General features: G+C 73.7%; 24 protein-coding genes. 7 read left to right on the top strand and 17 right to left on the bottom strand.

From position 1 onward, the window contains the following. Window positions 1-54 precede the first annotated feature (54 nt). Window positions 55-618: a GNAT family N-acetyltransferase gene (locus ACFC1T_RS03705; RefSeq protein WP_375883059.1), complete on the top strand. Its 564-nt coding sequence runs from the start codon at window positions 55-57 to the stop codon at window positions 616-618. Here ACFC1T_RS03705 and mycP read toward each other — a convergent pair. The 4 genes from mycP to ACFC1T_RS03685 form a co-directional block, all read right to left on the bottom strand. Further along, complete coding sequence (gene mycP / locus ACFC1T_RS03700; RefSeq protein WP_375883056.1) at window positions 612-1,826, bottom strand: type VII secretion-associated serine protease mycosin; 1,215 nt, start codon at window positions 1,824-1,826, stop codon at window positions 612-614. The two genes, ACFC1T_RS03705 and mycP, sit on opposite strands and share 7 nt — an antisense overlap. An 87-nt stretch (window positions 1,827-1,913) precedes the next feature. Further along, on the bottom strand, window positions 1,914-3,317 hold the full coding sequence (locus ACFC1T_RS03695; RefSeq protein WP_375883053.1) for a WXG100 family type VII secretion target: 1,404 nt from the start codon (window positions 3,315-3,317) through the stop codon (window positions 1,914-1,916). A 29-nt stretch (window positions 3,318-3,346) separates the two neighbouring features. Continuing rightward, window positions 3,347-3,787 carry a hypothetical protein gene (locus ACFC1T_RS03690; protein ID WP_375883050.1) on the bottom strand — a complete coding sequence of 147 codons (441 nt, stop codon included), beginning with the start codon at window positions 3,785-3,787 and terminating at the stop codon, window positions 3,347-3,349. A gap of 96 nt (window positions 3,788-3,883) precedes the next feature. After that, window positions 3,884-4,582, bottom strand: coding sequence for an endonuclease V (locus ACFC1T_RS03685; protein WP_375883048.1), 699 nt, complete (start codon window positions 4,580-4,582; stop codon window positions 3,884-3,886). Between the two features lie 203 nt (window positions 4,583-4,785). Here ACFC1T_RS03685 and ACFC1T_RS03680 point away from each other — a divergent pair, with 203 nt between their 5' ends. Beyond that, complete coding sequence (locus tag ACFC1T_RS03680; RefSeq protein ID WP_375883046.1) at window positions 4,786-5,034, top strand: hypothetical protein; 249 nt, start codon at window positions 4,786-4,788, stop codon at window positions 5,032-5,034. A gap of 47 nt (window positions 5,035-5,081) precedes the next feature. Here the strand turns inward: ACFC1T_RS03680 and ACFC1T_RS03675 are convergent, their stop codons facing one another. Then, window positions 5,082-5,804, bottom strand: coding sequence for an RDD family protein (locus ACFC1T_RS03675; protein ID WP_375883044.1), 723 nt, complete (start codon window positions 5,802-5,804; stop codon window positions 5,082-5,084). A gap of 120 nt (window positions 5,805-5,924) precedes the next feature. Next, on the bottom strand, window positions 5,925-7,370 hold the full coding sequence (locus ACFC1T_RS03670; RefSeq protein ID WP_375883043.1) for an RDD family protein: 1,446 nt from the start codon (window positions 7,368-7,370) through the stop codon (window positions 5,925-5,927). A 421-nt stretch (window positions 7,371-7,791) separates the two neighbouring features. Here ACFC1T_RS03670 and ACFC1T_RS03665 point away from each other — a divergent pair, with 421 nt between their 5' ends. Then, entirely contained in the window at window positions 7,792-8,208 is a 417-nt protein-coding gene (locus ACFC1T_RS03665) for an SsgA family sporulation/cell division regulator (RefSeq protein WP_188307044.1), read from the top strand. A gap of 107 nt (window positions 8,209-8,315) precedes the next feature. On the opposite strand, the gene ACFC1T_RS03660 is transcribed toward ACFC1T_RS03665, so the two are convergent. From ACFC1T_RS03660 to ACFC1T_RS03645, 4 genes are all read right to left on the bottom strand, one after another. After that, window positions 8,316-9,611, bottom strand: a complete 1,296-nt coding sequence (locus tag ACFC1T_RS03660) for a glycosyltransferase 87 family protein (protein WP_375883042.1) — start codon at window positions 9,609-9,611, stop codon at window positions 8,316-8,318. A gap of 299 nt (window positions 9,612-9,910) precedes the next feature. Then, window positions 9,911-11,500: a cellulose binding domain-containing protein gene (locus ACFC1T_RS03655; RefSeq protein ID WP_375883038.1), complete on the bottom strand. Its 1,590-nt coding sequence runs from the start codon at window positions 11,498-11,500 to the stop codon at window positions 9,911-9,913. Window positions 11,501-11,798: 298 nt separating this feature from the next. Beyond that, window positions 11,799-13,340 carry a sensor histidine kinase gene (locus tag ACFC1T_RS03650; RefSeq protein WP_375883036.1) on the bottom strand — a complete coding sequence of 514 codons (1,542 nt, stop codon included), beginning with the start codon at window positions 13,338-13,340 and terminating at the stop codon, window positions 11,799-11,801. Next, window positions 13,337-14,059 carry a response regulator transcription factor gene (locus tag ACFC1T_RS03645; protein WP_375883033.1) on the bottom strand — a complete coding sequence of 241 codons (723 nt, stop codon included), beginning with the start codon at window positions 14,057-14,059 and terminating at the stop codon, window positions 13,337-13,339. The genes ACFC1T_RS03650 and ACFC1T_RS03645 overlap by 4 nt, the downstream gene beginning before the upstream one ends. A gap of 145 nt (window positions 14,060-14,204) precedes the next feature. On the opposite strand from ACFC1T_RS03645, the gene ACFC1T_RS03640 reads away from it, so the two are divergent. Next, entirely contained in the window at window positions 14,205-14,744 is a 540-nt protein-coding gene (locus ACFC1T_RS03640; protein ID WP_375883030.1) for a hypothetical protein, read from the top strand. A gap of 67 nt (window positions 14,745-14,811) precedes the next feature. On the opposite strand, the gene ACFC1T_RS03635 is transcribed toward ACFC1T_RS03640, so the two are convergent. Then, window positions 14,812-15,354: a VOC family protein gene (locus ACFC1T_RS03635; protein ID WP_375883028.1), complete on the bottom strand. Its 543-nt coding sequence runs from the start codon at window positions 15,352-15,354 to the stop codon at window positions 14,812-14,814. A 318-nt stretch (window positions 15,355-15,672) separates the two neighbouring features. Between ACFC1T_RS03635 and ACFC1T_RS03630 the strand changes: the two genes are divergently transcribed. After that, the gene (locus tag ACFC1T_RS03630) at window positions 15,673-16,134 is read left to right on the top strand and encodes an Lrp/AsnC family transcriptional regulator (RefSeq protein WP_375883456.1); all 462 of its coding nucleotides are present in this window, start codon (window positions 15,673-15,675) and stop codon (window positions 16,132-16,134) included. Window positions 16,135-16,145: 11 nt separating this feature from the next. Here the strand turns inward: ACFC1T_RS03630 and ACFC1T_RS03625 are convergent, their stop codons facing one another. The 3 genes from ACFC1T_RS03625 to ACFC1T_RS03615 form a co-directional block, all read right to left on the bottom strand. Continuing rightward, complete coding sequence (locus ACFC1T_RS03625; RefSeq protein WP_375883027.1) at window positions 16,146-16,952, bottom strand: S16 family serine protease; 807 nt, start codon at window positions 16,950-16,952, stop codon at window positions 16,146-16,148. A gap of 69 nt (window positions 16,953-17,021) precedes the next feature. Continuing rightward, window positions 17,022-17,672, bottom strand: a complete 651-nt coding sequence (locus tag ACFC1T_RS03620; RefSeq protein WP_350564128.1) for a helix-turn-helix domain-containing protein — start codon at window positions 17,670-17,672, stop codon at window positions 17,022-17,024. A 372-nt stretch (window positions 17,673-18,044) separates the two neighbouring features. Then, entirely contained in the window at window positions 18,045-19,877 is a 1,833-nt protein-coding gene (locus ACFC1T_RS03615; protein WP_375883453.1) for a DEAD/DEAH box helicase, read from the bottom strand. Between the two features lie 310 nt (window positions 19,878-20,187). Between ACFC1T_RS03615 and ACFC1T_RS03610 the strand changes: the two genes are divergently transcribed. Continuing rightward, on the top strand, window positions 20,188-20,616 hold the full coding sequence (locus ACFC1T_RS03610; protein ID WP_375883023.1) for an SsgA family sporulation/cell division regulator: 429 nt from the start codon (window positions 20,188-20,190) through the stop codon (window positions 20,614-20,616). A 73-nt stretch (window positions 20,617-20,689) separates the two neighbouring features. Here ACFC1T_RS03610 and ACFC1T_RS03605 read toward each other — a convergent pair whose 3' ends face one another. From ACFC1T_RS03605 to ACFC1T_RS03595, 3 genes are read right to left on the bottom strand one after another with little or no spacing between them, the layout of a single operon-like run. Next, window positions 20,690-23,290, bottom strand: a complete 2,601-nt coding sequence (locus ACFC1T_RS03605; protein ID WP_375883021.1) for a rhomboid family intramembrane serine protease — start codon at window positions 23,288-23,290, stop codon at window positions 20,690-20,692. Beyond that, a complete protein-coding gene (locus ACFC1T_RS03600; protein ID WP_375883019.1) occupies window positions 23,257-24,582 on the bottom strand; it encodes an alpha/beta hydrolase-fold protein in 1,326 nt (441 codons plus the stop codon). The genes ACFC1T_RS03605 and ACFC1T_RS03600 overlap by 34 nt, the downstream gene beginning before the upstream one ends. Further along, the gene (locus ACFC1T_RS03595) at window positions 24,579-25,220 is read right to left on the bottom strand and encodes a class F sortase (RefSeq protein WP_375883016.1); all 642 of its coding nucleotides are present in this window, start codon (window positions 25,218-25,220) and stop codon (window positions 24,579-24,581) included. The genes ACFC1T_RS03600 and ACFC1T_RS03595 overlap by 4 nt, the downstream gene beginning before the upstream one ends. 445 nt (window positions 25,221-25,665) lie before the next feature. On the opposite strand from ACFC1T_RS03595, the gene ACFC1T_RS03590 reads away from it, so the two are divergent. Further along, a complete protein-coding gene (locus ACFC1T_RS03590) occupies window positions 25,666-26,973 on the top strand; it encodes a hypothetical protein (RefSeq protein WP_375883014.1) in 1,308 nt (435 codons plus the stop codon). The last annotated feature ends 4 nt before the right edge of the window (window positions 26,974-26,977 follow it).

The following is a 26,977-nucleotide window of genomic DNA, read 5'->3' as shown; positions in this document are numbered from 1 at the left end:
GCCCCGCACCGAAAATCCCGGCACGAACCGGCCCCACCGGGCATCCTGGGCACCATGGCCACGGACCTCTCAGCCCTCGCGGTGAAACCCACCCTGCACGGCCCCACCATCCGCCTCGTCCCCCTGGCGGCCCGGCACACCGACCCGCTGTGGGCGCACTGCACCGACCAGGAGACCAACCGGCTCACCGGCACCCGCACCGCCTTCACCCGCGACCAGATCGCCCAGTGGTGCGCCACCCGCGCCGACCACCCCGACCGGCTCGACCTCGCCGTCGAGGACCCGACCACCGGCCGCTTCCTCGGCGACACCGCCCTCACCAACGTCGACCCGGACAACAACTCCGCCGACTACCGGATCGCCCTCACCCCCGACAGCGTCGGCCGCGGCATCGGCACCGAGACCACCGTCCTGGTCCTCCGCCACGCCTTCGCCACCGTCGGCCTCCACCGCATCCACCTCGACGTCTTCGAGTACAACGAACGCGCCGCCCGCGCCTACACCAAGGCCGGCTTCGTCCTCGAAGGCCGCGCCCGCCAGGCCCACCACTGGGACGACCGCTACTGGGACGTCCTCCACATGGCCGCCCTACGCGACGACTGGCTCAGCACTCACTGACCGCCCCCACCGTACGGCGCCCCCTCAACCCCCCGCCGCCGCAGCACCACGGCCACCACCGCCCCCACCACCACAACACCGACCGCACCGACGCCGATCACCAACCCACTGCCGCTGGTGCCGCCTGACGTGGCCTCGGGTACGGCCGAGGGTTGGCCCGTCGCGTCGCTCTCGTCATCAGCGGGTGGCGCGCCCAACGACTCGGGCCGGTTCGCGAGCGGGTTCTCCTTCGGCCCGTTGTCCACCGCCGGATTCGGCTCCAGCGCCTTCTCCGGGGCGACGACCCCGTAGCCGTAGTGGACATTGGGCACCACTGTCCCATCCGGCGGGGGAGTGGCCGACTTGATCATCCTGTTGATCACCTGCCCGGCGGACAGGTTCGGGTACTTGGACCGAATGAGAGCCGCGGTAGCGGAGACGTAGGCAGTGGAGTCGGACGTACCGTTCCCGATCGCATAGCTCGTCAGGGATTTCGCCGAAGCACGGTAGATCTCCACACCGGGTGCGAGGAGCGTGAGTTCGGGACCGGGCTTGGAACTGCCCCACACCACCCCCTTGGCGTCCGCCGCCCCGACGGCCACCACGCCGGGAAAGGCGGCCGGATAGTTGACGCTCAGGTCCGCGACGCTGTTGCCGGCTCCCCCGACCAGTACGGCGTCCTTCGACACCGCGTACTCCACCGCTTTCCGGGCCTCAGAGTCGAAGTGGAACGGTCCCCCGACGGACATATTGATGACCGTCGCACCGTGGTCCACCGCAAAACGAATCGCCGCCGCCAGATCGTTCTGCTCCGGCACAGGACCGCCGTCGCTCGTTCTCACCTTCACCGGCAGGATCTTCGCTTTGGGGGCCAGCCCCATCACTCCGGCCTGGGTACCGTGCCCGTGCCCCGCGATGAGACTCGCCATCCCGGTTCCGTGACCGTCCGTGTCAGTACGCCCGTCCGACTTGGCACCGGAGAAATCGGCCCCGGGAAGCACCTGCCCCGTCAGGTCCTGGTGCTCCGAGTTCACCCCGCTGTCGATCACCGCAACGACGACGCCCTCGCCCTGACTCACCGGCCAGACCTTCGTCTCGGCCTCGAAGGTCTTGAGAGCCCATTGCTTGTCCCTGACCTCATCGGCCAGAGCCGCCGGCGCGGCGACGGCCCAGACCAGCGCCCCAGCCGCAAGGACCGCCGTACCACGTGCCAACGAGCGGCTCGTCAACCCCGGTCACCCCACTCAACGAGGCATCCTGCAGATCACCGACCTGCGGGATGCGATCAGATCACCCGGCCGTTCACGGACCGGCCCTCATTCCACCACGTTCGGATTGGCCGGCTTGTCCGACGCCCAGGTCTCCTCGTCCTCAACGAGGTAGTCCGGCCGCTTACCGTCCTTCCCTCGGTTCTTCCTACCGCGCTGTGCCTCGCTCAGCGGGATGCCTGGCGACATGACACCTGTACTCCGGGCTCCGACCTCCCCACCCAGGCGGCTACGCGCGCCCAACCCGGACCCTCCTTCCGTGAAGGCCTGCTTGCCCCGTACTCCGGAAATGGGCGGAATCGTCTCGCCGACGGCTCCCCCGGGCCGGGCCAGCGGTCCAGCGAGCTGTCTGGCCCCGGCCGCTCCTCTTCCTCCGGCTCCGATACCTGGATGGACCTCACCACCGATCCCGGTAGTTCGGCCACCTCGAAGACCCGGCCCCTCCACCGGAGCCGCGCCACTCGAAAATTCCTTGGCGCCAAAGCCAGAACCAGCAGGAGAGCCCTGCACCGACGGTCCTGGATGGACAGCAGTCGTCCGCTCACCGCCGCCCCCGATCGGTCCGCTGCCGGGAGCCACGGTCGGCGGAACATTCAAGCCGGACGTCTGGGTCCCGGAGGTGACCGGACTCGGCGCACTTCCGCCCTGTCCGGGCATCGGCGTACCCGAGATGCCCGCGCTGGAAGTACGCCCCGTGGTTGGCGGCGATTTCGGGAGCGCCTGTGCCACTCCTCCCCTGATCCCGGAATCGGTCGGAGCCGCTGTCCCCTTGACCGCGGGGCGGGCCACCATCGGAGGCTGCGACTTCGGCCGCGTTGACGTGGCGCCGGCTGCCGACCGCGCCGACGCCCCTCCGGTCCCGAACGAAGCACCTGAGACGACTGCGGCCACTGCAGCCGCCGCCCCCGTCGGGTCGGCCTGCGGGCTGGCGTCTCGACTGTCGTCCACCGGCGGTCGTTGAAGGGACGGCGGAGCCTTCAAGGCAGGTGTCGCGATGCGGTAGTGCATCGCGAGGGTCTGCATGACGGCTGCCGCTTCGGCCTTCTTCTGGTCCGTGAGCTGGATGTGGTCGTCCTCGCTGCTGAAGAAGTCCCCGACCTTGTCCTTGAACTGGTCCCAGCTGCCCGGTTCCTCGGGCATGGTGCGCTTGGCCGTCGCCATCGCCTCGGACATGTTGTGCAGCGTGTTGGCCGCGTCGTTGGCGTACGCGGCGGCCTCGTTGATGTTGGTGGCGAGGGTCAGCATCGAGGTGTGGAAGGAGTCGCTGGTGGTGCCCTCCCAGGAGGTGGCCGCCTCGGTGCTCACGTTGGTGAGGGTCTTGCGGATCTCCTTGAGCGTGGTCGCCGCCTTGCGCCAGGGGTCGCCGGCGGCCATCACCGCGCCGGGGTCGAGGGCCTGTGCCATCGTGCGGAGATCGGCATGGCTGTACTTGGTGAAATCGGTGTAGGTCACGGGTGGTTCACCTCCGGTCGGGCGATCGGTCAGATGGTGGCGTTGCCACGCCGGGACGGGACCTGGTTGGCCTGGTACGCGACCTGGCTGGTCGACGAGGGATCGGACACGGACCAACCGTCGCCGGCCAGCTTGAGCTTCGTGCCCACGTGCTGGTCCTGCTCCTCGTAGTTGGTCGCGGTGAGTTCTGCCTTCTTCTGGGCCTGATCGATCGCCTGCTGGAGCTGGTTCAGCACGTCCCGCAGGGCGTCCCGCATGGTGCTGTAGCGGCCGTGGATCTCCGTCGCCTCCGCGAAGGTGCCGAAGGCGGTCTTGCCGATGCCGCTGCGTCCGTGGGTGGTGCTGCCGTTGGCGTCCTTCTCGAATTCCTTCAGCAGCAGCCGTACCTGCCCGGCGAACGTGCGCAGTTGCTCGATCTCGACCCGGTAGCCCTGGTTGGCCCCGCCGGTCGAGCCGGTCCCTGTTCCCATTGCGGCGCCCCCCGTGCGTCCGTTCCTGGCCTTCGGGGCCCGGGCCCCGGTGTCCCATGTCTAACACACCGGGTCGGAACCCCGCCCGGTGCACGGTCAGTTCGAGGGCGTCCTGGTCTGCAGGGCTTCGGCGAGGGCGCGGCGGCAGAGGGAGTCGGCGTGCCGGGTGGTCTCGGGTTGGCGGTAGCGGCGGGCGAGGTCGAGGGTGGTGCGGACGGCGGTGTCGAGGCCGATGCGGTGGCCGACGGAGACGTAGACGGGTTTGACGCCGGGCTGGGTGCGCACCGCGCGGCCGACCTCTTCGCCGGTGACGGGGTCGGTGAGCGGGGTCCAGGAGCCGCGTGCGGCCTCGGGGTCGTGGTGGTCGAAGGTGAAGGGGGTCTTGGCGACGCCGAGGGTGCGCAGTCCGGTGAGGACGCCGAGGTGGCTGGCGAGGCCGAGGCGGCGGGGGTGGGCGAGGCCGTAGCCGTCGCAGACGACGGTGTCGGGGGTGCGGGTGAGGGCGGCCAGCGCGTCGAGGACGGCGGGGAGTTCGCGGAAGGCGAGCAGTCCGGGGACGTAGGGGAAGGCGATCCGGCCGACGGCGGTGGCTTCCTCGACGACGTCCAGGGTGTCCCGGTCGAAGAGGACGGCGGCGGCGACGACGAGGTCGTGGTCGTCGTCGTAGGCGACGTCGACTCCGGCGATGAGCGGGCCGGGGGTGCCGTCGTCCTGGGCGCGGACGAGCGGCCGCAGTCGTTCCTGTTCGGCGAGCGCCTGGGCCTCGGTGGTGGGCCAGTCGGTGGGGATGGGCACGGTCGGTTCCCCCGGGTCTGCGTGGTGTCGGACGGGTTCCACCGTACCGAGGGGTGCGGACGACCCCGGGGTGAGCCCGTGCGCCCCCTGTGCCCCCGGCCTCGCGGGCTAGCCTGGTCGTGCCGAACTCCCCTGCCGGGTAGGACTTCTGGCACCGGCATCATTCCCGCCCGTTTCCCCCGACGTGCGAAGGACCCCCCGCCATGCCACGTCCGTCCGCTGCCCAGTTCTGCCTCGGCTCGTTCACCGTCGTCGCCACCACCGTGGCGCTGCTGGCCGTCTCGGGCGCCTCGGGCGTCCTGGAGGTCGCGGTGCTGGTGGGGTTCGCGCTGGCGCTCGGCACCGTGGTGACGGTGCTCTCGGTGGCGGTGTCCGCCCGCTCGGCGGCGGTCGGCGACCGCTCCGGGGCCTCCGCGGCCGCTGCCGGGCGCGAGTACGCCCGGCAGCGCTGATCCGCCGATCAGCTGATCGACGGGCCGACGGATCAGCGCTGTCGCGGTCAGATCTCGGTGGTGACCACGACGGTCTTCGCGGCCTTGTCGTGGAGGCACTGCCGGTAGGGCTTGTCGAAGACGCCGAAGAGGCCGTCGATGACCCACCACACGGCGGCGCAGCAGAGCACGGCCGGGAGGATGTAGACAGCGGCCCGGGTCCACGCGGCGGACTGCGTCGGCGAGTTGCCGTCGATCAGCATGGCGACGCGGATCTTCATGGCCTTCTTGCCGAGGGTCTGGCCGTCCCGGCTGAGCATCAGCGCCTCGTAGACGAGGTAGACGGCGCAGCCGAGCCAGAAGGCCTCGGTGGTGCCCTCCCGGGTGCTGAGGTCGACGAAGGGGCCAATGACGATGACGCCGATGGCCTGCATCAGGACGTAGTCGATGAGGCGGGCGACGATCCGCTTGGGCCAGGTGCCGATCGGCGGCATGCCGGGGACGGGTCCGCCGCCGGGGGTGCCGTACGGGGCGGAGCCGGGGCCGTGGCCGGGTGGGGGCTGGTCGTAGGGCTGCCCGCCGTAGGGCGTTTGGCCGTAGGGGTTCTGACCGGGGGTCGGTCCGCCGTAGCTGCCCTGGTAGGCGCCGGGGCCCTCCCCGGGGGCGCCGGACGGGGCGGGTCGTGGCGGTTCGCCGTCCGGCGTGCCGCCACCCGGGGTGGGGGGCTGCTTGTCGAAGGAGGGCGGACCGCCCCCCTCCGGCTGGGAGCCTGAGGGGTCGTGGGTGCTCATCTCCCGAGTAGAACATCGAGGATTCTCAGCCTTTGGGACATTTTGTCCGTTTTGCTGTCACGCAGCTCGATCGGCGACCCGGCGAACGCCACCCGGGCACCCGGGACCGCAACGGCCGGCTCAGCTGCGGACCACCCTGGTCCGGGCCGCCCGGTCCTGCCAGCCGCGCCGGGCCGACCGGTCGAACACCGGCCAGACCAGGCCGAGCAGCAGCACCGTGCCGAGCTGCCGGACGACCCACCGCAGCAGCGAGCGGCCGAGGCTCAGCCGGGCGGTCCGTCTGCCGGGGGCACCGGCGTCCACCACCCGGATCCGGGCCAGCCGCTTGCCGAAGGTCTGGCCGGTCCGGGCGATCGGCAGCACCTCGTAGACGAGGCTGACGAACACCAGGATGCCGAGCAGGGCGGCGACCTTGGCCAGCACCACGTCGTCGACCAGCCAGACCTGCACGTGGCGGCGGGCGAGGGAGCTGGCCATCCTGGCCTGGTCGACCTTCTGCTGGAGGTGGTCGGAGACCGAGCTGCCGAGCGGGATCCCGGCCGCGACGGCGACCACCAGCAGCACCGCGGTGTCCACCGCCCGGGCCGCCAGCCGCCGCCCCAGCCCGGCGGGCACCAGGGGCGCCGGGGATGCCGGTCGGCGACGGGCGGCGGACTCCCGGGCCGGCCGCACCACCGGCAACGCGGCGACGACGGCCGGGACCGGCGAGGACCCGGGCCCGTCCCCCGCTCCGGGCCCGGCCGCCACTTCGGCCACCACCTGGGCCGCCGGTTCGACGGCCGCCCCGGCGGTCGGCGCCGCCACCTCGCGGACCGCGCCCGTCATGGCGGGCGCGACGGCCACCGCCACCTCCACGGCAACCGCAGCGCGCTCCCCCTCCGCACGCCCCTCTTCCTCCTCGAGCGCCCCCGGAAGTACCCCCCAGGACACCCAGCGCGGGGCCCCACCGGTCTCCATCAGGCCCCGCTGCGCCCGCGGATCGGCCTGCCACCCCGAGGCTCCGGCGTCGGCACCGGCACCGACCTCGGCGGCCCCGGCCACCCCGGGAGCCTCCTCCAGCGCGGGCTCGACGATCCGGAACACCGGCCCGCCGATCACCTCGGCGACCCGCGGCCCGACCACGAAGGACGCCCCGCCCGTGGTCTGGTCCAGGTACACCGGCCCGGTGTCCCCCGCCCCCGGAGCCTCCCGCCCGTCCAGCACGGGCACCACCGGCACCGGCCCCGGCGCAGAACCAGGCACGGACACCGGCACAGAAACAGGCACCGGCACCGGCACGACCAGCGGCACCGGCGACTCCGACCGCGCCGGCGGCACCGGCACCACCGGCGGCGGCACCACCCGCGCCGCCGCGACGTCGGGGGCGGGGGCGGGGGCGGGCCGCCGGGTGGCGTACCGGGGCGGCTGCAGCACCTCGCCCTCGACGGGGGCGGGCCGGCTGGTGCCCGGCACCCAGGCCGAGCCGCCCCAGTAGCGGACGAACCCGGGGATGGACGGGTCGGCGTAGTAGCCGGGCTCGGGTGCGACGGCCGGGTCGCCGCCGGCGGCGAAGGAGCGGTCCGTCATGGGGGTCTTCTCTCCTGTCGGGCCTTGACGAGGGCCGTTGAGGGGCGGGCCTCGGCAGATCCAAAGATCGAAACGTGGTCGGAACCGGGTCGGTCCGAGCACAGGGCCACGCCGCGCCCGCGCACACCCCGGGGCGTACGGGGCGCTCGGGGCACGTGGGGGCGCCACCGAAGGCGGACAGTCGCCGGACAGTTACAAAGAGTAGTACCTCGCCGGAGCCCCCAAGGAAAGTTGACGATTCCCCGGACAGCGGAGGCCCGCCCGGGGTAGGGGCCCACGCGCGGCGGGACCGCCACACCCCGCCGCCCGAAACTTCCCGGAGAAATCCCGGAAACGTGTGTAAGAACCGGCGCGGACCGCCCTCTCAAAGGTCACAGGGCCCGGAAGCGGGCACGAACCGAAGGCAGAGAGGAAGACGATCATGGACCGCCCCGTCAGCGTCGTGGAGCACGAGCTGGAGCTGAACCTGGTGCTCTCCCCGGAGCACAGCGTCCCCGTCCCGGCCCGGCTGACCTACGGCAGCCACGACCCGTACGCCGTGTACATCACCTTCCACCTGGACACCGGCTCCCCGGTGACCTGGGTGTTCGCCCGCGAGCTGCTGGTCGAGGGCACCTTCCGCCCGTGCGGCCAGGGCGACGTGCGGATCTGGCCGACCCGTTCGGGCCGGCGCAGCGTGCTGTGCATGGCGCTGAGCTCCCCGGCCGGGGACGCGCTGCTGGAGGCGCCGCTGCCGGTCGTCGCGGCCTGGCTGGAGCGGGCGCACCGGCTGGTCCCGCCGGGCAGCGAGCTGGCCGCCCTCGACATGGACGGCTCGCTCGCCGAGCTGCTCGCGTAGACGTGCGGGCCATGCGGGTCGTGCCGGTCGTGCCGGTCGCACGCCGCAACGTACGGAGCGTACGGAGCGTACGGAGGCTGCGGAGCGTACGGAGAGCCCCCGCCGGCTCAGCGGGCCGCGGGGGCCTGCTGACGACCGCGGGCGGCGTCCGGGCCGCCGTCGCCGTCCCGCTGTCCGGGCAGCCGGACCAGCGGGGCACCGGCCGAGCGCCGACGTGCCCTTATCCGGATGGCGGCGGCGAGCAGGAAGCAGAGGCCGACCCACGGATAGATCGAGGTCGGCAGCTGGTTCAGCGGTGACATGTGGAGCACGGCAGCGCCGACCGGCTTGGCGGCCCACATCGCGAAGGACAGGAAGGCCAGCAGGGTGGCCCAGAACGCGGCCCGCCAGCGCAGTCGGCGGACGCCGGCCGGGCGGGCGCGCTCGACGGAGGCCTCCGCGGCGAGCAGCACGAGGACCGGCACGCACCAGACCCAGTGGTGGGTCCAGCTGATCGGCGAGATGAGCACGGCCGTGACGGCGGTGACGCAGAAGCCCCAGGCCTCGGCCCGGGGCAGCCAGCGGCCGCTGCGGACGGCCCAGGCGGCGACGGCGAGGCCGGCCACCGCGACCAGGCCCGCCCCGAGGGTGGCGAGGAAGCCGGGGTCGGCGCTGTGCAGCAGCCGGGCGAAGGCGCCGCGCAGCGACTGGTTGTCGACGATCTCGGTCTTGCCGACCCGGGAGGAGTCGTAGAGGTACTTGGTCCAGAAGCCCCAGGTGGCGTCGGGGAGGAAGAGCGCGCCGATCAGGAAGGTGCCGAGGAAGGTGAGGCCGGCGGTGAAGGCGGCCCGGACCCGGCCGGTGATCAGCAGGTAGACGGCGAACAGGCCGGGGGTGAGCTTGATGCCGGCGGCGATGCCGATCGCGATGCCCTTGCTGCGGTGGGCGTCGGACCGGGTGAGGTCCCAGAGGATCAGGCAGCCGAGCGCGAGGTTGATCTGGCCGTACCGGAGCGTGGTGAAGACGGGTTCGAGCCAGACGCCGAGGCCGGTGATCAGGACCACACCGATCGGCCGGAGTTCGCGGCGCGGCCAGCCGACCAGCTTGAAGGACAGGTGGGACATCAGCGCGAGCAGCCCGAGGTTGCCGAGAGTGATCACCACGCGGAGGACGGGGATCGGCAGCCAGGTGGTCGGGACGAACAGCATGGCCGCGAACGGGGGGTAGGTCGCGGGGAGGTTCCACTCGGTGACGCGCAGCGCGTAGAGGTCGGTGCCGTTGGCGACGGCGGCGCCCTCGGCCCGGTAGACGATCATGTCGACCATCGAGGTGTGGACGAAGTGGCGGACCACTGCGTACACGACCAGCGACAGCAGCGCCACGGACGAGGCGATCAGCATCGGGCGGCGAGGGGCCTCACGCACTGCGCGCACGGGGGCACCGAGCGCGACGCGCAGCCGGTCGGACAGGGGAGCGGGCGACGGGGCGGATACGGTCCGCACCGGGCTGCGCTCGTCTTGTACCGCTGTCACCTGTCCACTCCGTCCACCGCTCGGCCAACCAGCGACGATACCGGATGCGACCCATCCCGTCCTGGGCGCGATCGACTACTCGCAGTGACGACAGTGCCCCGACCGACAGTGCCCCGACCGACCGTGCCCGGCTGCGGGCTGAGCACGGGCGGCCGGGGCGGTCCGAGGGGCCGGAGCCCGGCGCGGGGGCCTCAGCCGGTGTAGCGGCCGAAGGCCCGGGTGAAGTCCAGCGGCTGCTGGACGATGCTGCTGCAACTGGCGTCCGCGGTGGGCCTGGCGCCGCCGGCGCAGGCCTTGTCCCGGGTCCCGGACCACATGGCCAGCCAGGCGAGGTGCTTGCCGGCCGCGAAGTCGGCCAGCTGCTCGGCGTCGGCCACCGTGAAGACCTCGCTGGCGACGTCGTTGACGCCGATCATCGGGGTGACCGCGACCTTGCGCCAGGCGGCCGCGTCGTCCAGCCCCAGCACGCTCTTGACCTGGGCCTGGGTGGCGGTGGCCGCGGCGATCGCGTACGTGCCCATCCGCCCCTGCGGGTTGGGGGCGACGCCGTCGCCGAAGTCCATGGCCATGATGTTGACGGCACCGATCGCGACGCCGGCGGCCTTGGCACCGGCGACCAGGTCGACGCCGTCCTGGGTCAGGCCGGAGGGCAGCGCGGGCAGGGTGAAGGAGACGTCGAGCGGACTGCCCTTCGCGGCGGCCTCGCGCTGGAGCTGGGCGACGGCCTGGGCCCGCCGGGTGTTGGCGGCGGTGTCGGCGATCGCGCCGCCCTCGACGTCGAAGTCGAGCCGGGTCACGCCGTACGCGTCGATCACCGTGCGGTACGCGGCGGCCAGGTCGGCGGTGGAGCCGCAGGCCAGGGCCAGCTCGCTGCCGTTGGCGCCGCCGAAGGAGACCCGGACGTCGCCGCCGATCGCGCGCAGGGCGCCGATCTGGGCGGCCACCGCGTCGGCGGACAGGTCGCTGACCCCGCCCCACTTGGGTACGCAGCCGCCGCCGGAGACCACGAAGGCGAGGGTGAACCGCTTCACCCCGGTGGCCTTGGCGGTGGCGACCAGGTCGTAGGGCGGGTAGAGCGAGGTGTCGACGTACGGGGCGAAGCCGCCCCCGGTGCCGGCCGGGGGGACGGGCACACCGGTCGCCGTGGGGGTGGCGGTCGGGGTGGCGGTCGGCTTCGCGGTGGCGGTCGGGGTCGGCTTCCCGGTGGCCGTGGCAGTGGCAGTGGCGGTCGGACCGGCCGTCGCGGTCGCGGTGGGCGAGGCCGAGCCGGTGGGCGCCACGGTGGGGGTGGTGGTCGGGCGTCCGGAGGGGGTGGGCGCGGGGCCCTCGCCGGCCGTGCAGGAGGCGTTGTTGATCAGGCAGTTCCCGGGCTCGGCCTGCGCCGGGCCGACGCCCTGGGCGACGAAGCCGACCACCACGCCCTTCCCCGGGTCCAGCCGCTTGCTCCAGGCCTCCGGCCTGACGGTGACGTGCTGCCCGGCGACGGTGAAGGTGGCGTTCCAGAGCGAGTCGATCTTCGCGCCGGCCGGCAGGTCGAAGCTGAGCGTCCAGTCCTCGATCGGATCGGCGGCCGGGTTGGTGACCAGGTACTGGCCGGTGTAGCCGGCGTCCCAGCTGCTGGTCCGACTGTAGACGGCGCCGAGCGGGGCGGCGCTGGCCGAGGAGGCGAGCACCACCGTCCCGCCCGCGACCAGGGCGGCGGCGACCGCCGAGGCCCCGATGATCGTCCCCTTGCGGCTGCGCCTGCGGCGGCCGGAACGACGGGTGGGTCGGGTGGTCATGCGCGTTACCTCCGCGGGAGCCTGCGGTCGGCACCGTTCGCGGGTGCCTGCGGTCGGCCGCCGTCCGGACGGGCCGCGCACGGGTGCGCGGGGACGTCCCGGGCGGCCGGCCCGGCTCGGTCGGGTGACCGGCGCGACCGACGCTAGCCGCGCCCGGGGGCCGGAAACCGCGGGCTGAGCGAGGGGTGAAGCTCCCTTAGGCCGCAGTTAAGGAAGAGGCCCCGGAGGAGAAGGCGCCGGAGGAGGACGCCCCGGAGGAGAAGACCCCGGAGGAAGAGGCCACCCTCCCGACCCGCCGTCACTTCGGGAACAGCGCACCCCGGGTCCGCCGCCGTCCGGCCCGCGCGGGCGGGGCCTCCGTCGGGCGGGTGCGCAGCCGCAGCCTGGTCTCCGCGCCGCCGAGCACGGCGGAGCGGCCGAGTGCCAGGTCGCCGCCGGTCGACTCGGCGAGCTTGCGCACGATGTCCAGTCCGAGGCCGGTGGAGCCCTCGCCGCCGTGGCCCTCGCCGCGTTTGAGGGCGGCGGCCGGGTCGCTGTAGCCGGGCCCGGCGTCGCCGACCAGCACGATCACCGCGTTCTCGGTGGCCAGGACGTCCACCGAGAAGGCGGTGCCGACGGCGGTGTGCCGGAAGACGTTGCCGAGCAGGGCGTCGACGGCGGCGGCCAGGTCGCCGCGCTGGACGGGGACGGGCGCGGCGCGTTCGGCGCCGGCCAGTTGCCAGCGGCGGCCCTCGTCCTCGGCCAGCGCGGACCAGAAGCCGACCCGTTCGCGGATCACCTCGGCGGCGTCGCAGCCGACCGCGACGGCGGGCGCGTCCTCGGGGGCGCGGCGGGCGGAGCGGATGATCTGGTCGACCTCGCGCTCCAGTTGGGCCACCGCGTGCCGGGTGGCGTCGGCCGCGTCGCCGTCGCCGAGGGAGGCGGCGTTGAGCCGCAGCACGGTCAGCGGGGTGCGCAGTCGGTGCGACAGGTCGGCTGCCAACTCGCGTTCTGCCGCGAGGAGTTGGACCACCCGGTCGGCCATGGCGTTGAACGCGTTGGCGGCCTCGCGGAGTTCCTCGGGGCTGCCGTCGACCTGCTTGCCCGTCACCGGGACGCGCACCGCGAGGTCCCCGGCGCCCAGCGAGCGGGCGGCGGCGGCCAGCCGGCGGGCGGAGGCCACGATCCGGCCGCCCATCCGGTCGGCGACCAGCACCGAGAGGGCGACCAGGCCGAGCGCGACGGCGGAGAGCACCAGCCAGGCGGTGGCGACGCCCCGGGTGAGGTCGCTCTCGGCGACGAACACCTCGACCACGGCGGTCCGCCCGGTGTCCACCGCGACCGGCTGGAGCAGCGCGTAGCCGCCGGGCACCGCGACGGTGAAGGCCCGGCCCTGGTCGCCGGCCGTGGCCACGTCCGCCGCGGCGGCGCGCCCCTCCCCGAGGGTCGGCCCGTCGGGCCCGCCGGACCCCGCGGGCGCCCGAGCCCCTTCGACCCCACTGACCCCACCAGACCCGCTGGACCCACCGGCCCCGCCGGAACTGCCCGACCCCGCAGCCGCCCCGGCCCCGCCCGAGGCCCAGGACTCCCCCGCGGGCACCGGAAGGTGCACCGCCATCCGGCCCTGGCCCCCCGCGTCGGTGCTGGCCAGCGCACGGTTGACGGCGTCCTGGTCGGTGGTGATCGCCAGGGCCGGCCCGAGCGCCGCGGCCTGCCGCTCGGCGGCGGTGAACGCCCGGTCCCGGGCGGTCTGCTGGACCATCAGGCCGAGCGGGATGAGGAAGGCCAGCGCGACCATGGTGGTCCCGGCCACGGCGGCCTTGATCAGGGCCCAGCGCAGCGAGTGGGTGAACCGCTTCATGTCCGGTGCTCCGCGGGGCCCCCGGTCGCGGGGCCCGCGGTGGCGGCCTCCAGCCGGACCCCGACGCCCCGGACGGTGTGCAGGTAGCGGGGGTTGGAGGCGGTCTCGCCGAGCTTGCGGCGCAGCCAGGAGAGGTGGACGTCGATGGTCTGGTCGCCGCCGTAGGTCTGCTGCCAGACCTCGGCGAGGATCTCCTTGCGCGGTACGACCACTCCGGGCCGGGCGGCCAGGAAGGCCAGCAGGTCGAACTCCCGCCGGGTCAGGTCGAGCAGCCGCCCGTCCAGGACGGCCTCGCGCCGCTGGAGGTCGATGGCCAGTCCGCCGACCCGCAGCACCTGGGCGACGGGCGCGGTGCCGCCGCCGAGCCGGCGCAGCACGGCGGCCATCCGGGCGCTCAGGTGTTCCCCGGAGAAAGGTTTCACCAGGTAGTCGTCGGCACCGTCGTTGAGCAGTCGGACGATCTCGGCCTCGTCGTCCCGCGCGGTCGAGATGATCACCGGGACGTTGGTCAGTCCCCGGATCATCTTGAGCGCCTCGCTGCCGTCCAGGTCCGGCAGGCCCAGGTCCAGGATCACCAGGTCGCAGCCGACCTGGGCGACCTCCCGCAGCGCCTCCAGGGCCGTGCCCACACTGCGGACCGCGTGACCGGTGTCGGTCAGGTGGCGGATGAGCGCGGAACGTACGAAGGGGTCGTCCTCGACCACGAGCACTGTTGCCATGGCCCTGCACGGTACGCCATCGGCGGGCAGTGGTCTGTACCTCGGGGGTGGCTGCGCACGGCCTCCGGACATGGTGCAACTCCCCTGCCGAACACCGGGGGTACCCGTCACGACCTGCCCGGAAATGCGGCAGGATGTGCGGACGATGCGGAACGGACTGGTACAGCTCTGCGCCTGGGCGGCGGCCACCGGGGCGGCGGTGGCGCTGTCCTGGCTCGGCGTGCACGCCGTGCTCAGCGGAGCCGCGTTCGAGCGGCCCACCGCGCTGCCGCTGCCCTCCCCCAAGGTCGGGAGCACCCCGTACGGAGCGAGCGCCACCCCCAGCCGGACGCCGACCGGCGACGCACCCTCCCCGCCGTCCTCCCCGGCCACCAGCGCGGCCGCCACCGCCGCGCACGCCCCGGTCACCACCGCGGCCGCCCCGCCGACCAGGAAGCCCGTGCCCGCCGCCACCACCCCGACGTCGACGGTGAAGAGCTACCCCGTCCCCGGCGGCCGGGTCGCCCTGGACATCCGCGCCGACCGGGCCTCGCTGGTCTCCGCCACCCCGGACCCGGGCTGGCAGATGCAGGTCTGGAACGGCGACCAGTGGATGCGGGTGGACTTCACCAAGGACAACCAGGCCAACTCGGTCTTCGTCTACTGGAACGGCCACCCGCCGGTCGTGGAGACGGCGGTCCGCTGACCCGCCGCCGCCCGCGACCCCGGCACCGCACCCGCCGTACCGGTCACCGCCCGCGCGGGCGCCCCCGTCACCACCCCGCGAAGGCCTCGTACCCCGGCAGGTACGGCCCCGCGTAGCCCGACCGGTCAACCAGGGTGTGCCGGGAGCCGCCCGGCACCGCGATGGTGGCCAGCACCACCGAGCCGTACCGGTCCCGCACCTCGTACGGTTCGGCCAGCGACAGCGCGCCCCGGTCCACGGCGTAGTCGTACGCGTAGGGGACGTCCGGCACGCCGACCGCGAGGTCCAGCACCCCGTCCCCGTACCGCTCCAGGTGCGCCGCCAGCTCCCGGCCGCGCGGGCCGATCACCTGCACCGGCGAGGTGAGCACGATCCGCGTCCCGGGCCCGGCCAGCACGTAGGAGACCGCCTCCGGGTCACCGGTCCCCGGCCCGGCGTACGCCGTACAGCGCAGCCCGAGCGCCGCCAGGTAGCGGCGGGCCGCCCGCTCGGCGTCGCCGACCACGAACACCAGCGCGTCGGCGCGGCCGGGCGGCAGCGGCCCCGGGTCCTCCGGCCCCCCGGCCGGGCCCGCGGCGAGCAGGACGGATTCGGCGGCGGTGTCGGTCATGACGGCCCTCCCGGTAGGCGTACGGACCACCCGGCGCCCGGGGTGGGGCCCGGAGCACGGGATCGTGGCTGGAGGGTGGCGCCGGGCCGACCGACGCGCAACTGTTCCGTTTCCTCCTGGTCAAGCTGCGCCCCGGAGCGGGAGAATCGGCGGCACCGCTGTACAGAATGCCCACCGGAGGACCGAGCCGCGATGCCCCCCGCCCACTCCCCGAGCGCCCCGGGCTCCCCCGACCCGTCCGCCCCCCAGGGCGCCCCCGCGGCCCCGGCCGCCGCCGGTACCAGCACCGGCACCGGCACCGGCGGCGGCAACGACACCATCGACGCCCTGGACGGCCGGCTGATCCGGCTGCTCGCCGAGGAGCCCCGGATCGGCGTGCTGGAGTGCTCGCGCCGGCTCCAGGTCGCCCGGGGCACCGTGCAGGCCCGGCTGGACCGGCTGCAGGCCAAGGGGGTGATCAGCGGGTTCGGCCCGGAGGTGGACCCGGCCGCGATCGGCTACCCGGTGACGGCCTTCGCCACCCTGGAGATCTCCCAGGGCCAGGGCGCGGACGTGCGGGCGCACCTGGCGCGGGTGCCGGAGGTGCTGGAGCTGCACACGATCACCGGGATCGGGGACATGCTGGTGCGGATCGTGGCCCGCTCCAACGCCGACCTCCAGCGGGTGATCGACCGGGTGCTGGGCTTCGACGGGATCGTCCGCTCCTCCACCGCGATCGTGCTGGAGAACCCGGTGCCGTACCGGATCCTGCCGCTGGTGGACCAGGCGGCCGCCGAGTAGGACGGGGCGGCTCAGCAGCTGGGAACGCTGCCGCCGCTCTTCAACGCCTCGAGCGCCTGCACCGACTCGGCGAGCGTGCCCACCGGCACCAGCCGCAGCGTCCTGGGGGTGTTCACCTTGGCGTCCGTGCACTCGTCCTTGGGCAGCAGGAACACCGTGGCGCCGTCCCGGGCCGCCGCCTGGGTCTTCAACGGGACGCCGCCGACCGGGCCGACGGTGCCGTCGTCGTCGATGGTGCCGGTGCCCGCGATCCTGAGCCCGCCGGTGAGGTCGCCGCCCTTGCCGTCACCGGCCAGCTTGTCGACGATGCCCAGCGCCAGCATCTGTCCGGCGCTGGGGCCGCCCACGTCCCCCAGGTCGACCTTGACCTTCACCTGGGCCGGCGAGAGGTGGAGGTAGCCGAGCGCGGCCGCGGTGGCGCTGTCCTGGGACTCGGCCATCTGCTGGGCCGTCACCTGCTCCGCCTTGGCCGGGTTGCCCTGCGGGTACACCGTCTCGGTCGGCCGGACGGCCTCCTTCGGGTCGAACCACGCCCGCAGGCCCCGCCAGAACGTGGTCTTCTGCCCCGGGTTGGTGGCCGAGATGGTGACCATCCGCAGCTCGCCCTCGGTGCTGCGCAGCGGCGCCCCGGTGATGGTGAGCACCGGCCGGTCCTGGTAGCTGCCGAGGGTGTCCGCGGTCAGGCCCGGCCAGGTGATCGTGTACGGCAGCGGGACGAAGGCCGCCACGCCGAACAGCGCGGCAACCAGGAGCCCGCAGAGCGCGAGCGAGCGGGTCCGCGGGGACGGGAGGGCCTTGGGCAGCTTGGTGTCGGACACAAGGGGAATCCAAACACACCCGACACTCCCGCGTGGTTCGCCCGCTCGCCCCGCGCCGGACGGCGGGCGCTACCTCAGGGCGTCGGCCACCTCGGTGGCCGCCTCCACCACCCGGGGGCCGACCCGTTCGGGCACCAGCCCGTTGAGCATCACCACGCCGACGCTGCCCTCGATGCCGCTCAGCCCGAGCAGCGCGGCGGCGGCCCCGCTGGCCCCGGACTGCTCCTCCGCACGGGTGATGACGAATCCCTGTTCGGGCCGGCGCTGGCTGGGGAAGCCGCGGGCCTCCAGGATCGCCCGGCCGGCCGCGCTCTCGCCGAGCGGGTGGCGCAGGCCGGTGCGGTACGCGACGTGGAAGTCGGTCCAGCTGGGCTCGACGACGGCGACGGCCAGCGCCTCGTTGCCGTCCACCAGGGTCAGGTGGGCGGTGGCGCCGAGGTCCTCGGCGAGGCTGCGCAGGGCGGGGAGTGCGGCCTCGCGCAGCAGCGGGTGCACCCGGTGGGCCAGGCGCAGCACGCCGAGGCCGACCCGGGCCCGGCCGCCGATGTCGCGGCGGACCAGGCCGTGCTGCTCCAGGGTGGCGAGGAGCCGGTAGACCACGGTGCGGTTGACGGCGAGGCGGGCGGCCAGCTCGGTGACGGTGAGCCCGCGCTCGGAGTCGGCGAGGAGCTTGAGGACGCGGACGCCGCGATCCAGTGTCTGGGAGGTCTCTGCTGTCACGACGGGCAGTCCTTTCCGCGGCGCTCGCGGGGCGTGCGGCGCCGGGCCAGAAGGTCGGTGTCGCGCGCAGGTGGGGGTGGCCGCGCTCGGGCCGTGCGGCGTCGTCCTTGACGACCGCACGGTCCTGCGGAGCCCGTCCCGCGGGGGTTGCCCGGCGGAAGAGCGTGGGGGAAAGGTAGTGAAGGAATTCCCGCGGCGGAAGTGGTTGTCCAAAATTCGGTCGTGATCGGCATCACCGCCGCCGGGAATTCCGGACAAACCCTGCCGATCCACCGGCCCGACCAGGGCGTCAGTTCGACCCCGGTCCGATGTCCGGACACTCCGGGGGGAGGCGGTCCGGGCCGCGGCGGCCCGGATCCGCCTGCCGGACCGTTACTTCGCCCACTCCCGGATCTTGGCGATCCGCGCCGTCAACTGGTTGGCGGTGGCCTGCGCGGTCAGCGGCCCGCCGCACTGGCGGCGCAGCTCGTTGTGGACGGTGCCGTGCGGCTGGTTGGTGCGGTGGTGCCAGGCGGCGACCAGCGCGTTCAGCTCCTTGCGCAGCTCGCGCAGCTCCTGGTGGGTGACCACCGGCCGCTGCTCGGCCGGGAGCTCCAGCAGGTCGGCCTCCTCGGCGGGCTTGGTCTTGCTGCGCTGGATCTGCCGGTGCTGGCGCTTCTGCAGCAGCATCTGCACCTGGTCCGGCTCCAGCAGGCCCGGGATGCCGAGGTAGTCCTCCTCCTCCTCACTCCCCGGGTGGGCCTGCATGCCGAACTCCATGGCGTTGTACAGCACCCGGTCGAAGACCGCCTCGGAGCCCAGCGCCTCGTAGGAGAACTCCTCGCCGCCCGCGCCGTCCGGCCCGTCGTTGGCGCGCTCGGCCTCGGCGAGCAGCCGGTCCTCCTCGTCGAAGAGGCCGTCGCCCTCCTTCTTCGGCCGGTCCAGCACGTGGTCGCGCTGGAGCTCCATCTCGTTGGCGAAGCCCAGCAGCATCGGGATGGTCGGCAGGAACACCGAGGCGGTCTCACCGCGCTTGCGGGCGCGCACGAAGCGGCCGACGGCCTGGGCGAAGAACAGCGGGGTGGAGATCGAGGTGGCGTACACCCCGACGCACAGCCGGGGCACGTCGACGCCCTCGGACACCATGCGGACGGCGACCATCCAGCGCGAGGTCCCCTCCGCGTAGTCGGAGATCCGCTTCGAGGCCTCGGTCTCGTCGGAGAGCACCAGGGTGACCTTCTCGCCGCTGATCTCGCGCAGCATCTTGGCGTAGGCGCGGGCCACGTTCTGGTCGGTGGCGATCACCAGTCCGCCGGCGTCCGGGATCGCCTTGCGGACCTCGGTGAGCCGGCGGTCGGCGGCCTGGAGGACGGAGGGGATCCACTCGCCCTGCGGGGAGAGCGCGGTGCGCCAGGCCTGGGCGATCAGGTCCTTGGTCATCGGCTCGCCGAGCCGGGCCTCCAGCTCGTCGCCGGACTTGGTGCGCCAGCGCATGTTGCCGCTGTAGCTGAGGAAGATCACCGGGCGGACGACGTGGTCGGCGAGCGCGTGCCCGTAGCCGTAGGTGTAGTCGGCGATGGACTTGCGGATGCCGTCGCTGCCCGCGTCGTAGGCCACGAAGGGGATCGGATTGGTGTCCGAGCGGAACGGCGTCCCGGTCAGCGCCAGCCGGCGGGTGGCCGGCTCGAAGGCCTCGAAGCAGGCCTCGCCCCAGGACTTGGAGTCACCGGCGTGGTGGATCTCGTCCATGATCACGAGGGTCTTGCGGGCCTCGGTCCGGTTCCGGTGCAGCATCGGGTTGACCCCGACGCCCGCGTAGGTGACCACGATGCCGTGGTAGTCCCGGGAGAGCGGGCCGGAGGAGTACGCCGGGTCCAGCCGGATGCCTATCCGTGCGGCGGCCTCGGCCCACTGCTTCTTGAGGTGCTCGGTCGGGGCGACGACGGTCACCTGCTGCACCAGGTGGTTGTGCAGCAGGTACGAGGCCAGGGTGAGGGCGAAGGTGGTCTTGCCGGCGCCCGGGGTGGCGACCGCGAGGAAGTCCCGCGGCTGGGTCTCGATGTACTTGTCCAGCGCACCCTGCTGCCAGGCCCGCAGCTTGCCCGCGGTACCCCAAGGGGCACGACCGGGGAAGGCCGGGGAGAGGTGGTGCGAGGCGGCGGGCGCGGCGTGGCCGACGGCCCGGGCGGGCTCCTGCTGCTCCGGTGCGTCGGAAAACAGCGGCATCGAGGAGGCGGCGGCAGTACTCACGGTCTCCGAGGGGGGATCATCGCAGGTCAGGGGCGGTTTGGCGGCCCCGTCCCGCGGTCGGGCGGCGATCGGACAACCCGCCCAGCGTACCGGGCCGGCGCCGTTCGGGCCTCCAGGCCGGGCTCCGCGCCGGGCCCGGGCGGCCGGAAATCGCTGTGACGCAGGTCACGTCGATTCCTCCGTGGAACCGGGTAATCCCCACCGGCCCCGGGACTCTCACCAGGGTGAGGCCGCCCCAACCCCACCTGCCGTCGGGCGGCCCGCACCGAACGAAGGGACCCACCCCTTGTACTCCGCCGTCGAAGAGACCGTCCAGGCCCGCCTGATCCTCTCCCCCCAGCGTTCCGCCCGGCTGCGCGTGGTCCTGTCGTACCTGCCGGAGGACCCGTACGCGGTCCGGATGGCCTTCCCGGCCGAGTTCTCGCTGGACGGGCCCGCGGACGAGCGGGCCGGCGAGGACATCGTCTGGGTGTTCGCCCGGCAGCTGCTCTCGGCCGGCCTGGAGCTGCCGGCCGGCGTCGGCGACGTCCACGTCCGCCCGGCCCCCGCCCGGCACACCATGGTCGAGCTGCGGGCCCCGGAGGGCACCGCGCTGCTCCGGTTCGACACCGGGGACCTGCGCCGGTTCCTGTGGCGCAGCCGCCTGCTCGTCCCGGAGGGCGAGGAGCACCTGCACCTGGACGCCGACCGCGCCCTCGCCCAGCTGCTCGGCTGACGTGGGCGCGGCCCCCGGGCCCGGGGCCGGGGCCGCCGCACGCCCGACCACCGGTTCAGCCGGTTCAGCCGGTTCAGCCGGACAGCTTGCGCATCAGCCGGACCCCCTGCGCCGCCGTGAGGTGCGGCAGATAGGCCTTGCCGATCGCCCTGGTGATGCCGGGCAGCGCGGCCGGGTCGGGGTACGCCATGTACATCGGCCGGTACTCCGGTTGGAACTTCGCCTTGAACGCCAGCAGCGAGCGGAACCCGTACACCGGCTCCAGCACCCGGCCCATCCAGTCCAGCATCCGCTGCAGGCCGGCGGGCTCCTCGTCCTGCCGGGCGCGGGCCAGCGGTGCCCCCGACAGCGAGAGGAAGCGGGCGCCCTCGCCCTTGAAGCCGAGCGCGGCCGACGCGATCAGGAACTCGTTCACGCCGCGGAAGCCGTCCGAGCGCCGCCGCATGAAGTCGAGCGTCCAGCCGACCGGCACGCCGTCCTCGTGCACCGGCATCCAACTGGTGAGCCCGTGCACCACCCGGTCCTGGTCCACCGCGATCAGCACCCGCACGTCCGGGTCGTCCAGCTCCTCCAGCCCGCCGAGCGTGAAGCCCATCTCGGGCAGGCCCTTCTCGGAGACCCACTCCTCGGAGATGGCCCGGATCTGGTCGCGCAGCGCGAGCGGCGCCTCCTGGTAGGTCCACCACTCCGCGGTGATGCCCTGCTTCCCGGCCTTGTTCAGGGCGGTGCGGATGTCCTGCCACTTGCGGCCGGTGAAGGCCAGTTCGGGCAGCGGCACCACGGTGTCCTCGGCGACCTGCACCGAGCGCCAGCCCAGCTGCGCGGCCGCCGCCCTGGTCTCGGCGCAGACGCTGTAGAAGCACGGCGTCCAGCCGCGGGCGTCGCAGTAGCGGGCGAATCCGGCCACCGCCCGGGCCCGCGCCTCCGGGGCGCCGAACGGGTCGCCGGTGGTCAGCGCCACGGTGCCGACCACCCGGTAGGCGACGGCCGCGCGGCCCTGCTCGTCGAACCAGTAGTGGTTGCCCTCCCAGGTGGTGATGAAGGACAGCGTCCCGCCGCCGTGCTCGGCGAGCAGCACCCGGGCCCGGGCGGCCGCCGCCGTGTCGGTGCGCAGCACCGGACGGCGGAACGCCGACAGCAGCGCGAGCAGCGCGACGACCCAGAACGCCAGCCCGCAGTACGTCTCCAGGAACAGCGCCATCGGGCCGACGGCTATCGGGTAGTCCGGCAGCAGGTCGTTGTAGGCGGGCGGCAGGAACTGGGCGGGCAGCCCGTTCACCAGTCCGCGCACGCCCGCGCCCGGCTCGAACTGCCCGGCCACCAGTCGCCCGACGCCCACGTAGGTGGCCGCCGCCACCAGCGCGGCCCCGCCGACCACGACGGCCAGCCGGCGCACCGCCCGGCCGGTCAGCCGCAGCCGGAACCGCTGCCGGGTGGCCAGCAGCAGCACGGTGGTCAGCAGCGGCAGCAGCATCGCCTCGACGAAGTACTGCACCGCGTCCCCGCTGACCGGCCCGGCCTCGAAGTACAGCCAGGCCAGCAGCGCGGCCCAGAGCACCTCGGTGACGACGCTGATCCGCCAGGCGAACCGCAGGCCCCGGCGCAGCCCCTCGGCGAGCACCAGCAGCAGGGCCGGGAAGAGCGCGGCCATCAGCCGGGCGGGGGTGTCGAATATCCGCTCGACGGCGTGCGCCCGGGCGCAGTCGTGCGCCGAGGCGGCGCAGAAGTCGGCCACCTCCTCGGGGCTGAGCCGGTGCGAGAGGTACAGCTCGGAGAAGGTGTTGAACGGACCGCTGGCGTTGTCGTACAGCGAGGCGATCAGCGGCCCGCAGGCGGCGGCGACCAGGCAGAGCGCGACCAGCACCCGGGTCTCGCCGTGCGAGGAGCGGTGGGTGCGCAGGTACGGCCGGCCGCGGCTGAGCAGGGCGCCCAGGCCGAGGCCGAACAGCGCGCCGGCGCAGCGCTGGACGCTCTGCAGGTGCCCCACGTACAGGGTCATGACCAGCGGGACGAGCAGCACCAGCAGGTGCAGCCGGCGGCGCCAGAGCACGGTGAGCCGGTAGCCGAGCACCCCGGCCAGGGCGAACAGGCCGACGGCGGGCCCGACCGAGGTCTGGTCGGCCACCGAGGCGGTCCACTGCTCCCCCGCCGAGGAGCCGAACGCGACCAGCCCGGTGCCCAGCAGGGTGCCGGCCACCTGCCCGCCGACCAGCAGCGCGAGGGTGCGCAGCCGGCCGAACCGGCGCTCGGCGGCCGGGCCGACCAGGAGCAGCAGCAGGCTGGTGAAGACGTACGAGCCGATGCCCGTGGAGAAGGACAGCGAGCTGACCGGCGTCCACCAGCGGCCCTCGCCGAGGGTGGGCAGGCCGACGCCGACCCGGGCGAGCAGCCGCCCGGACGGACCGCCGGACAGGCTGCCGGTCGCCGCGCCGAGGGCCCAGAACCCGGCCAGCAGCGCCAGGGTCAGCGGCGCCGAGCGCAGCCGGTCGCCGAGCATCCGGACGGCCCGGCGGATCCGCTGCGGCCCGACCTCCGGCGTCGGGGTGACCGGGGCCAGGTGGGCGTCCTGCGGCTGCGCGGCCTCCGCGTCCCGCCCCTCCGCGCGCTCCCGCCCCTTGGCGACGCGCGCCGCCGTCCCGATCACCGGGTCAGCCCGGTCTGCTGGGCCAGCCACGGGATCTGCCGGACGATGCCCGGGCGGAAGACGACCCAGCCGTGACCTCCCGGCATGAGTTCGAACTTCGCCTTCATACCGGCCTCCTGAGCGAGCTGGTAGACCTTCTCCATCTGCGGTCTGAACTCCCCGTCGTGTTCGCCGACGACCAGCGCGACGCTGGTGTCCGGGAACTTCCGGCGGGCCATCACGTGGGCGGGATCGACCGCCTCGAACTTCTTCCCGTCGCCGCCGAAGGCCGCCTTGACGGTCTCCTCGCGGGTGCCCAGGGTGGGCTCCTCCTGCCCGGACATGTCGAGCACGGTGCCGTACACGTCGGGCGCGTTGACCCCGAGCTGGAGGGCGCAGGTGCCGCCCATCGAGGCGCCGCCGATCGCCCAGGCCTTCGGGCCGGTGGCGGTCTGCAGGTTCTGGTGGACCCACCGGGGGACGTCCACCGCGAGGTAGGTCTGCACCTTGGCGATCTTCGAGTCCAGGCAGAGCGTGTTGGCCCAGGTCGAGCCGAGCTGGTCGGGCATCACGACGATCGGCGCCAGGCCGTGGTGCTCGGCCGCGAACGCGTCCATCGCCGCGTTGATCTGCCCGGAGAGCACCCAGTCCCCGGGCTGCCCGGGCTGGCCGGGGAGCATCACGACCACGGGCAGCAGCGGCCGCGGGGTGGCCTGGTAGGCGGGCGGGAGGTAGACGTACGCGTCCCGGGCCTTGAAGCCGGACCTGAGGCCCGGGATCGGGACCACCGAGACGGTGCCCTTGTCGGGCAGGTTCGCCGGGGGCTGCCAGACCTCGTCCAGCACCTGCTCCGGCTGGGCGGAGACGGTCTGCGCCACCTTGGCGGCGACCAGGCCCTCGGTCCTGGTCAGCCACGGCGCCAGCATCACCCGCCCGTTGGGGAACTGGCCGAAGCCGGTGTTCACCTCGGAGGCGGCCATCAGCAGGACCAGCCCGCTGAGGCCGAGCGCCAGGCCCCGGCGCGGCCAGGACAGCCGGCGCATCCGGTACCCCGCCAGGCAGAAGCCCAGCAGGGCGACGGCTATCCACCAGGTGACGTACCGGGGGGTGCCCTCCGGGAAGGGGTGCCACCAGCCGTCGACGACGACCTCCAGCAGCAGGCTGAGCGCCGCCGCGGTGATCAGCGCGGCGGGCAGCCGGACCCGCCACCAGCTGCGGCCGCGGCCGACGGCGAGCGCGAACAGCGCCGCCCAGCCGGCCAGCAGGACGGCTTGCGGGATGGGGCCGTGGGTGAGCGGCCAGTCGATCGGGTTCCAGCGGGTGGCGAGGGTGAGCGTGGTCATGCGGCTTTGCCCGGCGGTGTGGTGTCGGCCAGGAATCCGTAGGCGACGACGTTTCCCTCGTAGCCGTGTTCCTCGCTGTACGCGCCGCCGCAGGTGATCACCCGCAGCTGAGCGTCGGCGGCCTGGCGGTAGACCCGGTCGTCCGGGAAGTCCTTTCGGTCGTGCACTTCGATGGCGTACAGCTGGTAGACGGCGGTGGCGCCGTCGGCGCGGGCGATCTCGATCCGGTCGCCCCGGTGGAGTGCTCCCAGGTGGTAGAAGACGGCCGGTCCGGCCTTGTTGTCGACGTGGCCCGCCAGGATGGCGGTGCCGCGCTGGCCGGGGGTGGCGCCGCCGCGGTACCAGCCCGCGAGGTTGCGGTCGGCCGCGGGCGGGGCCTGGAGGTGGCCGTCGGGGTCCAGTCCCAGCTCGGTGACGGGGGCGTCCAGGCGGACGGACGGGATGCGGATCCGGGTCGGGGCGGACGGGCCGAGCGGGGGGACGACGGAGACCGGGGCGAAGCCCGACAGCGCCTGTCCGCTCGGCAGCGGCGGCAGCACGGGCGCGCCGCCCCCGTGCAGCAGCCAGGCCCCGAGCACCAGGGCGGCGCCGGCCGCCAGGGTGCCCGGCCAGGGGCTCCTGCTCTGCTGGACGCCCACGGGTGCTCCCTTCTGCCGGCCCGGATCCCATTCCTGAGAGTTTGCTGGGAACTCATTCAATCGGATCGGACCCTAAGGCACGTCCCCACGACGGTCGTATCCGTACCCGCCGATCGGCAGGGATGACGGCTCCGGACCTGCACGGAGTGGATGGGCGGCCACGGTACGTGACGTTCCGCTTCCGCGTCCGGGGGCGGCGCTCCCACCCGTACGAACACCTTCGACGTTTCGGCCCGCCGTTTCGGTTGCGTCAATCGGGCGATCGATCACGACCGTTCGCTGCGCCTCTACGACCGTTCCGGCCCACATGCCATCCTGACCCGGTCACGGGCTCCACCCCCTCCGGGCCGACCGGACCTCCGCGCGCCGCACGCACCCCGAACGCACCCCTCGCGCGCCTGCCGGACTCCGCCCGCCCGTCGAACACCTCACGAACGGAGTGACCATGGACGCGCTCTCCCGCCGAACCCTGCTGGCCGCCGGAGCGGCCGGCGCCGCCACCCTGGCGGCGGGCTGCGGCAGCGACCGGGCCGGCGGGGGCGGGGAGCACGCGGCCGGCGGCGCGGCCCCGGCCACCCCGGCGTCCGAGGGGCAGAGCGCCACCCCCGCCGCGGTCCCGCAGAAGCCGCAGGCCGTCCTGCTCGGCGACGGTTCCACCTCGGACACCGGCCCCCAGCCCCACCAGCCCGTCCCGGACCGGCTCCAGCCCGGCCAGCGGCCCCCGCAGTTCGTGGTCTTCTCCTGGGACGGCGCCGGCGAGCTCGACAACGGGCTGTTCGCGCGGTTCCGCCGGCTGGCCCAGGAGCACAACGCCTCGATGACCTTCTTCCTCAGCGGGCTCTACCTGCTGCCGGAGTCCAAGAAGGACCTGTACCGCCCGCCGCAGCACAAGGTCGGCGCCTCCGAGATCGGCTACCTGAGCGACCAGCACATCCACGACACCCTGGAGAACGTGCACGCCGCCTGGCTGGAGGGCCACGAGATCGGCACCCACTTCAACGGCCACTTCTGCGGCCCCACCGGCGTCAGCGCGTGGTCCCCGGAGGAGTGGGAGAGCGAGATCCAGCAGGCGATGGAGTTCGTGACGAGCTGGCGCACCAACACCGGCTTCACCGACCTGCCGGCCCTGCCCTTCGACTACCGCAAGGAGCTGATCGGCAGCCGCACCCCCTGCCTGGAGGGCCAGCGCAACCTGCTGCCCACCGCCGTCAAGCGCGGCTGGCGCTACGACAGCAGCGGCAACGGCACCCAGGTCTGGCCGCAGAAGATCCAGGGCGGCGCGCTCTGGGACCTCCCGCTGCAGTCCATCCCCTTCCCCGGGCACACCTTCCAGGTGCTGTCGATGGACTACAACATCATGTTCAACCAGTGCGGCCCCAACACCAAGGCCGACCCGGCGCTCTACCCGGGCTTCCAGGCCCAGGCCCGGGACTCCTACCTGATGGGCTTCGACCGCACCTACAACAGCAACCGGGCGCCGTACATCATCGGCAACCACTTCGAGGAGTGGAACGGCGGCATCTACATGAACGCCGTCGAGGACGTGCTCAAGTCGATCGCGGGCAAGCCCGAGGTGCGGCTGGTCTCCTTCCGCCAACTGGTCGACTGGCTGGACGCCCAGGACCCGGCGGTGCTGCGCAAGCTCCAGGGCCTCGGCCCGGGCCAGTCCCCGGCCGGCGGCTGGGAGGCCTTCCTCGGCACCCCGGCCGCGCCGCCGGCCGCCTCCCCCTCCCCCACCGCCGCCGCATCCTGACCCC

This window comes from Kitasatospora sp. NPDC056076, assembly GCF_042266305.1.
In the GTDB taxonomy this organism is placed as follows: domain Bacteria; phylum Actinomycetota; class Actinomycetes; order Streptomycetales; family Streptomycetaceae; genus Kitasatospora.
The sequence above is the reverse complement of the archived record's forward strand: the minus strand, read 5'-3'. Positions and strand labels throughout refer to the sequence as shown.

Excerpts from the sequence above, each read along its gene's own strand:
- ACFC1T_RS03705 (WP_375883059.1), top strand. The coding sequence starts at position 55 with ATGGCCACGGACCTCTCAGCCCTCGCGGTGAAACCCACCCTGCACGGC.
- ACFC1T_RS03690 (WP_375883050.1), bottom strand. The coding sequence starts at position 3,787 with ATGGGAACAGGGACCGGCTCGACCGGCGGGGCCAACCAGGGCTACCGG.
- ACFC1T_RS03680 (WP_375883046.1), top strand. The coding sequence starts at position 4,786 with ATGCCACGTCCGTCCGCTGCCCAGTTCTGCCTCGGCTCGTTCACCGTC.
- ACFC1T_RS03675 (WP_375883044.1), bottom strand. The coding sequence starts at position 5,804 with ATGAGCACCCACGACCCCTCAGGCTCCCAGCCGGAGGGGGGCGGTCCG.
- ACFC1T_RS03670 (WP_375883043.1), bottom strand. The coding sequence starts at position 7,370 with ATGACGGACCGCTCCTTCGCCGCCGGCGGCGACCCGGCCGTCGCACCC.
- ACFC1T_RS03665 (WP_188307044.1), top strand. The coding sequence starts at position 7,792 with ATGGACCGCCCCGTCAGCGTCGTGGAGCACGAGCTGGAGCTGAACCTG.
- ACFC1T_RS03655 (WP_375883038.1), bottom strand. The coding sequence starts at position 11,500 with ATGACCACCCGACCCACCCGTCGTTCCGGCCGCCGCAGGCGCAGCCGC.
- ACFC1T_RS03650 (WP_375883036.1), bottom strand. The coding sequence starts at position 13,340 with ATGAAGCGGTTCACCCACTCGCTGCGCTGGGCCCTGATCAAGGCCGCC.
- ACFC1T_RS03645 (WP_375883033.1), bottom strand. The coding sequence starts at position 14,059 with ATGGCAACAGTGCTCGTGGTCGAGGACGACCCCTTCGTACGTTCCGCG.
- ACFC1T_RS03640 (WP_375883030.1), top strand. The coding sequence starts at position 14,205 with ATGCGGAACGGACTGGTACAGCTCTGCGCCTGGGCGGCGGCCACCGGG.
- ACFC1T_RS03635 (WP_375883028.1), bottom strand. The coding sequence starts at position 15,354 with ATGACCGACACCGCCGCCGAATCCGTCCTGCTCGCCGCGGGCCCGGCC.
- ACFC1T_RS03615 (WP_375883453.1), bottom strand. The coding sequence starts at position 19,877 with ATGCCGCTGTTTTCCGACGCACCGGAGCAGCAGGAGCCCGCCCGGGCC.
- ACFC1T_RS03600 (WP_375883019.1), bottom strand. The coding sequence starts at position 24,582 with ATGACCACGCTCACCCTCGCCACCCGCTGGAACCCGATCGACTGGCCG.
- ACFC1T_RS03590 (WP_375883014.1), top strand. The coding sequence starts at position 25,666 with ATGGACGCGCTCTCCCGCCGAACCCTGCTGGCCGCCGGAGCGGCCGGC.